The sequence below is a fragment of the Actinoplanes sp. NPDC051388 genome (assembly GCF_055586225.1).
The window spans coordinates 1-7,434 of sequence record NZ_JBVJIP010000022.1; the positions used below are offsets into that span (position 1 = coordinate 1).

The 7,434-nt window shown below is 69.7% G+C and carries 6 protein-coding genes; all 6 read left to right on the plus strand.

Features of this window, described 5'->3' with window-relative positions; translation table 11 throughout:
• The first annotated feature begins 1,443 nt into the window (after positions 1–1,443).
• The 6 genes from ACZ6TI_RS39810 (at position 1,444) to ACZ6TI_RS39835 (ending at position 7,306) form a co-directional block, all read left to right on the plus strand.
• Positions 1,444–2,670, plus strand: coding sequence for a helix-turn-helix domain-containing protein (locus ACZ6TI_RS39810; RefSeq protein ID WP_465350447.1), 1,227 nt, complete (start codon positions 1,444–1,446; stop codon positions 2,668–2,670).
• 16 nt (positions 2,671–2,686) lie between these two features.
• Positions 2,687–3,268, plus strand: a complete 582-nt coding sequence (locus ACZ6TI_RS39815) for a flavoprotein (RefSeq protein ID WP_465350597.1) — start codon at positions 2,687–2,689, stop codon at positions 3,266–3,268.
• A 10-nt stretch (positions 3,269–3,278) separates the two neighbouring features.
• Positions 3,279–4,112: a Nif3-like dinuclear metal center hexameric protein gene (locus ACZ6TI_RS39820; RefSeq protein ID WP_465350448.1), complete on the plus strand. Its 834-nt coding sequence runs from the start codon at positions 3,279–3,281 to the stop codon at positions 4,110–4,112.
• Complete coding sequence (locus ACZ6TI_RS39825; protein ID WP_465350449.1) at positions 4,109–4,843, plus strand: zinc ribbon domain-containing protein; 735 nt, start codon at positions 4,109–4,111, stop codon at positions 4,841–4,843. Before ACZ6TI_RS39820 ends, ACZ6TI_RS39825 begins: the two co-directional genes overlap by 4 nt.
• Positions 4,831–5,952 carry a bifunctional RNase H/acid phosphatase gene (locus ACZ6TI_RS39830; protein WP_465350598.1) on the plus strand — a complete coding sequence of 374 codons (1,122 nt, stop codon included), beginning with the start codon at positions 4,831–4,833 and terminating at the stop codon, positions 5,950–5,952. The genes ACZ6TI_RS39825 and ACZ6TI_RS39830 overlap by 13 nt, the downstream gene beginning before the upstream one ends.
• A 73-nt stretch (positions 5,953–6,025) precedes the next feature.
• Positions 6,026–7,306 (plus strand): glycoside hydrolase family 18 protein, encoded by a 1,281-nt coding sequence (locus ACZ6TI_RS39835; RefSeq protein ID WP_465350450.1) that lies wholly within the window; start codon positions 6,026–6,028, stop codon positions 7,304–7,306.
• The last annotated feature ends 128 nt before the right edge of the window (positions 7,307–7,434 follow it).

Consider the following 7,434-nt stretch of genomic DNA (forward strand, 5'->3'; position numbering starts at 1 on the left):
TGCTTCCTCAGGGGAAGCAGAGCAGGGTCTTGGCCGTGCTTCCTCAAGGGAAGCAGAGCGGGGTCTTGGCCGTGCTTCCTCAGGGGAAGCAGAGCAGGGTCTTGGCCGTGCTTCCTCAAGGGAAGCAGAGCGGGGTCTTGGCCGTGCTTCCTCAGGGGAAGCAGAGCGGGGTCTTGGCCGTGCTTCCTCAAGGGAAGCTGAGCAAGGTCCTGGCCGCGCTTCCCCAGGGAAGCGGTCAGGTCGCTGAAGGCCCGTTCCTTAGAGGAAGCAGAGCCATGGCCAGGCCACGCGTTCTCCAAGGCAGCGGAACAGGCCACCGCGGGCTGCCTCGGGAGAGCCGAGTATGCCGTCGTGGGCTGCTTCCTCAGAGGAAGCAGAGCAAAGGCTCGGCGGCCGCGTGTTGTGGGGCAGCGCGGAGGGCCGCGGTCGCTTTCGGAGGAGCGGGGCGCGGGATCGTGCTCTGTGTTCTGGGGGAGTGGAGCGTGGCGTCAGGTGCTTCGGACTGGGCGGTGGGTGCCTGCTGGGCGGGTGCCCGTGGGGCGCGACCCGCCCGGGCGGGAACCGGATGGTCTGGTCCCTGCCCAGCGGAAACAGGCATTCACCCGTTCGGGTGACTCGACCCGCGTGATTTGCCCCATTACCCTGCCACCTGACATGTGTGCCCCCGCCCATGCCCGCATACCGACCGCTACCTGCAACAACGATTCGGCGGCCGGGAGGGCTTCGGCGTATCCGATCTTGGGGTTGATCCGGATTGCGCGGGTGTCAAGCCGCTCTGCGCGATGTGGACTTCTGCCGGGGCGCGGCGACTCGGAAAGCGGCGGTGGGTCGGGGGCTCAGAGCCTCGGCGAGCATCGGCTTCACCACCACCCTCAGGCCGGTGGGCGGCAGCACCTTGTGTGGACGGTCCCGCCATCAGTGCGCCACCCGGGCGGCTTCAGTCGTCGTGTCGTCCTCCCAGGACCTCTTCGCCGGAGGGCATCGCAACCTCTTCGTCGGAGGGCATCGCAGCTTGTTCGCCGGAGGGCATCGCTACCTCTTCGCCTGATGGCATCGCATGATCGGGTGGCCCGGCCGGCCGAGGGCGGAACGGGTGCCGGTTGGGCGGGCTTCGGGCGGCGCCGGCCGGGCGTGGGGCGCGGACCGCCGCGGCCGCAGCCGATCGAGGAACGCTGCTGGTCCGAACGGTCGAAGGTCGTTCCTCTGCGCAGTTGGAAACCGACGATCCGGCGCTATATCAGTCGGGAATGCCGTGTCCTAGCGCAACACGCGTCGTTGCTTCGGTCAGATCCACTTATCGCAACATGCATGCCAAAATACGAGCGTCGCCGGGCGGACGATCACACAAGCTGTGCGACCAGTGCGGTCTGGTGTGGTCCACACTGCAGGTGACACAAAGGAAGCTCACTCGGTGGGGTCGCCGGGTGAGTGGGGGAGGCACCCGTGGACGAGCTGCCGATCGGTCGTCGCGTCGCCTATTGGCGCGGGCGCCGGAAGATGTCCCAGCAGGTCTTCGCGGATCGGCTGGGCAAGTCGAAGAGCTGGGTCGACAAGGTGGAAAGAGGCGTCCGCCGGCTCGACAAGTTCTCCGTGGTCTACGAGATCGCGGACGTGTTGCAGGTCGACGTTCAGCTGCTGCTGGGCAAGGACGTCGAGCGGCGGCCGGAGACGCAGAACTGCATCGACCAGGTCGAGGTCGAGGAGATCCGCGCGGCGCTGGAGCGTTACGACCAGATGAGCGCGTTCTTCCAGCCCGCGCCGCACAGCCCTCCGCTGCACGAGATGCGCAAGGCGGTCAGTCACGCCTGGCTGACCTATCAGCATGCCAAATACGGCGTCCTGGCCCGCACCCTGCCCAAACTGCTGCGCGACGCCCAGGCGGCGGACAGCGCGCACGCCAGCGGCGACGAGGCCCGCGACGCGGCGCACCTGCTCGGGCAGGTCTATCAGATCGCCTCTTCGGCGTTACGCAAGGTCGGCGAGCACGAACTGTCCTGGCTGGCCGCGGACCGGTCGATCGCGGTCTCCCAGCGGGCCGGCGACCAGCTGCTGGCCGGCATCGCGAGCTACCGAGTGGGCAGTGCCCTGCTCGCTCTCGGCCGGGCCCGCCCGTCGCTGGAAGTCAACGTCAACATCGCGAACCGGCTGGCCCCCGGTTTCCAGCCGAACAACCCGGAGCAGATCTCGGTCTACGGCATGTTGCTGCTCAACGGCGCCATGGCGGCGGCCCGGATCGGCGACAGCGCGACCGTGCGCGACCTGGTCAGCGGGGCCGAGCAGGCGGCCAACGCGCTGGGCGGCGACTACAACCACTACTGGACCAGCTTCGGGCCGACCAACGTGCAGTTACATCGGGCGGCGGCGGCGGTCGAGCTGGGCGACGGGCGCACCGCGGTGGAGTTGTTCGAGCGGATCGACTTCGACGGCTTCCAGGCCATGCTCCCGGAGCGCCGCGCCCACTACTACCTCGACATCGCCCGCGGCTACGCGCAGATCGGCGATGTGGAGAAAGCGAGCGAGATGTTGCTCGATGGAGACCGGCTCGCGCCATCGGAGATCCGATGCCGGCCGCTCGCCCATGAGGTCCTCTCCGACGTGCTCCGACGTACTCGGGGCACGCCGCCGGCGCCGATCGCGGAGCTGGCCGAACAGATGGGAGTCGGCGTATGAGGTTGGTCCCCGCGTGATGAACAACCCCTCACCCGGCGTGCTGTACATCCTGGTGTGCGGCTCGCCGATGGCCCGCGACGTCGGCGTCCTCGTCGAACTCGCCCAACGCGACGGCTGGGAGGTGTGCGTGATCACCACCCCGGACGGGCGCAAGTTCGTCGACGTTCCCGCACTCCAGATCCAGACCGGCCACCCGGTGCGGACGCACTACAAGAATCCCGGCGATCCGGACATGCTGCCGCCCGCCGACGCGATGATCGTGGCCCCCGCGACGGTCAACACCGTCAACAAGTGGGCCTGCGGCATCACCGACACCCTGGTGCTCGGCCTGCTCATCGAGGGCTACGGATACGACATTCCGACCGCGGTGGTGCCCTACACGAACAACGTGATGGCCCGGCACCCCGCGCTGCACGACAGTCTCGCCAAGCTCCGCGACTGGGGTGTGAGCGTGCTCTACGGCGACGAGGTCTGCCGTCTCGGCAAGCCCGGGCAGACCGACCGCTTCCGCTCGCAGTTCCCGTGGCGCCGAGCGTTGCAGGCGGTGAGCAACCCGGTGATCGCGAACAGCCGACTGGAGCCGGGAGCCCTGTCCTGAACCTATAGAGTTGGCGGCCGTGACAGTAAAGGTCAGCGAGGTCGTCGCCGCGCTCGATGAGCGGTACCCGCGGGACCACGCCGAGCAGTGGGACCGCGTCGGTCTGGTGCTGGGCGAGTTCGAGACCCCGGTGGCACGTGCGCTGTGCGTCGTCGACTGCGTCCCGGAGACCGCCGAGCAGGCCGTGGAGTCCGGCGCGACGCTGATCGTGGCGCACCACCCGCTGCTGCTCAAGGGCGTCTCGACGCTGGCGCCGGACACGTACAAGGGCCGGATCGTGCATCGGCTGATCAAGGCCGGGGTGGCGCTCTATGTCGCGCACACCAATGCCGATGTGGCCAATCCCGGCGTTTCGGACGCTCTCGCGGCTCGGCTCGACCTGCGGAAGACTCGACCGCTGGTGCCGGTCGGCGAGGACGGCCGAGGCATCGGCCGCATCGGTGAGCTGCGCGACCCGATGTCGCTGCGCGACCTGGTCGCGTTCGTGGCCGCCCGGCTGCCCGCGACCGCGGCGGGAGTGCGCGCCGCCGGGGAGGAAAAACAGATCATCAGTACGCTCGCCGTCTGTGGCGGCGCCGGCGACTCGTTCCTCGGCGACGCCACGCGAGCCGGCGTGGACGCGTACCTGTGTGCCGATCTTCGTCATCATCCGGCCGGCGAGCACCTGGCGGACGGCGGCCCCGCCCTGATCGACGTCGCGCACTGGGCCAGCGAGCGGCCGTGGCTGGACGAGGTCGCCGGCTGGCTCCGGTCGCGCTTCCCGATCGAAGTGACCGTGTCCGATGTGGACACGGACCCCTGGACTGTGCATGCTGATAGCCCCGTGAAGGAGTCCCGACCGTGAAGGCCGCCCCCGAAGCTCAGCGTCGCCTGCTCGACCTGCAGGCCGTCGACACCGCCCTGGCCCAGCTCGCGCACCGGCGCAGGTCGCTGCCCGAACTGGCCGAGCTCGAGGCCGTGGCGCGGGAGATCTCCGCGCTCGAGGACGAGCGGGTGCGGGCGCAGGTGGCGGTGGACGACCTGGACCGCGACATCGCCCGCTTCGAGAAGGACATCGAGCAGGTGCGCACCCGTAAGGACCGCGACCAGAAGCGGCTGGACGCGGGCGGCGCGCTGCGCGAGATCGAGGGCCTGCAGCACGAGATGGCCACGCTCAACCGGCGGCAGGGCGAGCTGGAGGACGCCGAGCTGGAGCTGATGGAGCAGCGCGAGTCCGCGGAGCAGACGCTGAACGGCGTGATCGCCAAGCTGTCCGAGGCGAACGACCGGCGTGCGGCGGCCGAGGCCCGGCGCGACGCGGCGAACGCGGACATCACCAAGGAGGAGGAGTTCAAGTCCTCCGCCCGCGGCCCGCTGGTCGCCGACCTGCCCGGTGAGCTGATCACGCTCTACGACAAGATCCGCGCGGACACCGGGCTGGGCGCGGCGCTGGTGCGCTCGGGCCGCTGCGGCGGGTGCCGGATCGAGCTGTACGGCGCCGACCTGAACCGGGTGAAGTCCGCGCCGGCCGACGAGGTGGTCCGCTGCGAGGAGTGCCGCCGGATCATGATCCGCACCCAGGAATCGGGCCTGTGAGGGTTGTCGTCGAAGCCGACGGCGGGTCCCGGGGCAATCCCGGACCGGCGGGTTACGGCGCGGTGGTGCGCGAGGCCGCGACCGGCGAGGTCCTGCTCGAACGGTACGAGTCCCTCGGCGTCACCACGAACAACGTGGCCGAGTACTCCGGCCTGATCGCCGGCCTGCGTGCCGCGGTGGAGCTCGGCGCCGACCAGGTCGACGTGCGGATGGACTCCAAGCTGGTGATCGAGCAGATGTCCGGCCGCTGGCAGATCAAGAATCCCGGTCTGCGTCCGCTCGCCGCCGAGGCCGCCGCCCTGGCCGGCCGCATCGCGCAGGTGACCTGGGACTGGATCCCGCGGGAGCGGAACAAGGCGGCGGACGCGCTGGCCAACCGGGCGATGGACGAGGCGGCCGGCAAGCCGGTGCGGGACGTGATCGAGCCCGAGCCGGCGCTGCCCGCCAAGCCCAAGCCGAAGCAGTCATGGGAGCCGCGCGCCTCACTGGACGACGCCACCCGGCTGATCCTGGTGCGGCACGGCGAGACCGCCTACACCAAGCAGGGCCGTTACTCCGGCCGCGGCGACATCCCGCTCTCCGACGAGGGCGAGGCCCAAGCGATGGCCGCCGGCGGGCGGGTGGCCGGGCTGGCACGGGACGTCACGGCGGTGGTCACCTCACCCCTGTCCCGCTGTACGCGCACCGCGGAGATCATCGCGGCCGAGTCCGGCGGCGCCGACGTGACCGTGCTGGACGACCTGATCGAGTGCGACTTCGGCGACTGGGAGGGGCTGACCTTCGCCGAGGTGCGCGAGCGGTGGCCGCGGGAGATGGACGCGTGGCTGGACTCGCCGGCCGTCGCGCCGCCCGGTGGGGAGTCGTTCGACCAAGTGGCGGATCGGGCGCGGAAGGCGATCGGGACCGTGCTGCGGGCGTACCCATCGGGGGTTGTGGTGGTGGTTTCTCATGTGTCGCCACTGAAGTTGATCCTGCGGGACGCGCTCGACGCGGGGGACGGGTTTCTGCATCGGCTGTTCCTGGACGCGGCCGGGGTGTCCACCATGGATGTGTGGCCGGACGGCGGCGTGGCGGTGCGTTCGGTGAACGAGACCGCGCACCTGCGGTAACCAGGGCTTGACCGCGGTCGATAGGCCGCATAGCTTCCTCCAACAGGAAAGTTTCTTCACTGTTGGAGTGCTCATGCGTAGTCCGCTCCGCCGTCTCATCGCCGTGGGCGCCACCGTCCTGGCGTCGACGATGGTCATAGCCGCCCCGGTCCAGGCAAGCGGCCGCGCGCCGTATGTCAAGGTCGGATACTTCACCCAGTGGGGCATCTACGGTCGCCAGTTCCCGGTCAGCAAGCTGCAGACCTCGGGCGCGGCCGCCAAGCTGACCCACATCAACTACGCGTTCAGCGACGTGACCGAGGGCGGCGTGTGCGCCTCGGCCGACCCCTGGGCCGACTGGCAGATCCCGTTCCCGGCCGAGACCAGCGTGGACGGCGTCGCGGACGAGGCCGGGCAGCCGGTGGCCGGCAACCTCAACCAGCTCGCCGAGCTCAAGAAGGCCAACCCGGGCCTGCGGGTGCAGATCTCGCTGGGCGGCTGGACGCTGTCCAAATGGTTCTCCGACGCCTCGGTCGACGCGGCCGCCCGGCAGAAGCTCGTCGACTCCTGCGTGGATCTGTGGCTCAAGGGCAACCTGCCGGGCGTCGAGCCGGGCGCCGCGGCCGGCATCTTCGACGGCATCGACCTCGACTGGGAGTGGCCCGGTTCGGAGGGCAACGCCGGCAACGTGATCCGGCCCGAGGACAAGCACAACTTCACCCGCCTGCTGTTCGAGTTCCGTGAGTCGCTGGACCGGCTCGGCCGCGCCCGGCACCACCGCTACGAGCTGACCGCGTTCCTGCCGGCCGCACCCGCCAAGATCGACGCTGGCTTCGAGGTGAAGTCGATCTTCCGGCACCTGGACTTCGGCACCGTGCAGGGCTACGACTTCCACGGATCTTGGGAAGCCAGGGCCAACCAGCAGTCGGCGCTGCGGGTGCCGGCCGGAGCCCCCGACGACCCGGACTTCTCCATCGCCACCACAGTCGACGCGTGGCTGGACCGCGGCGCCCCGCGCAAGCAGCTGGTGCTCGGCCTGCCGTATTACGGGCAGGGCTGGACCGGGGTGACCGACGGCCTGTTCGGCGCCGCCACCGGCCCGGCGCCCGGCGTCTTCGCGAACGGCACAGAGGACTACAAGACGCTGAAGAACCTGCCGGAGCAGGGCTACACCGTGCACCGCGACCAGCGGGCCGGGCACACCTATCTCTACGACGGCACCACGTTCTGGACCTACGACGATCCGGAGCAACTGCGGCAGAAGACCAACTACATCAAGAACAAGGGCCTCGGCGGAGCCATGATGTGGTCGCTGGACGGCGACGACGAGAGCGCCTCGCTGACCCGTGCCGTGGCCGCCGGCCTGCGGAGTTAGACATCTGTACTCCGGTGGTGGGGGGGGGGGGGGGGGGAGAGAGGGGGGGGGGGGGGGGAGGGTGGGGGAGAGGGGGTCAAAGAAGCTAACACACAAAGAATGTAACCCCTCAAACGGGGGGGAGAGGA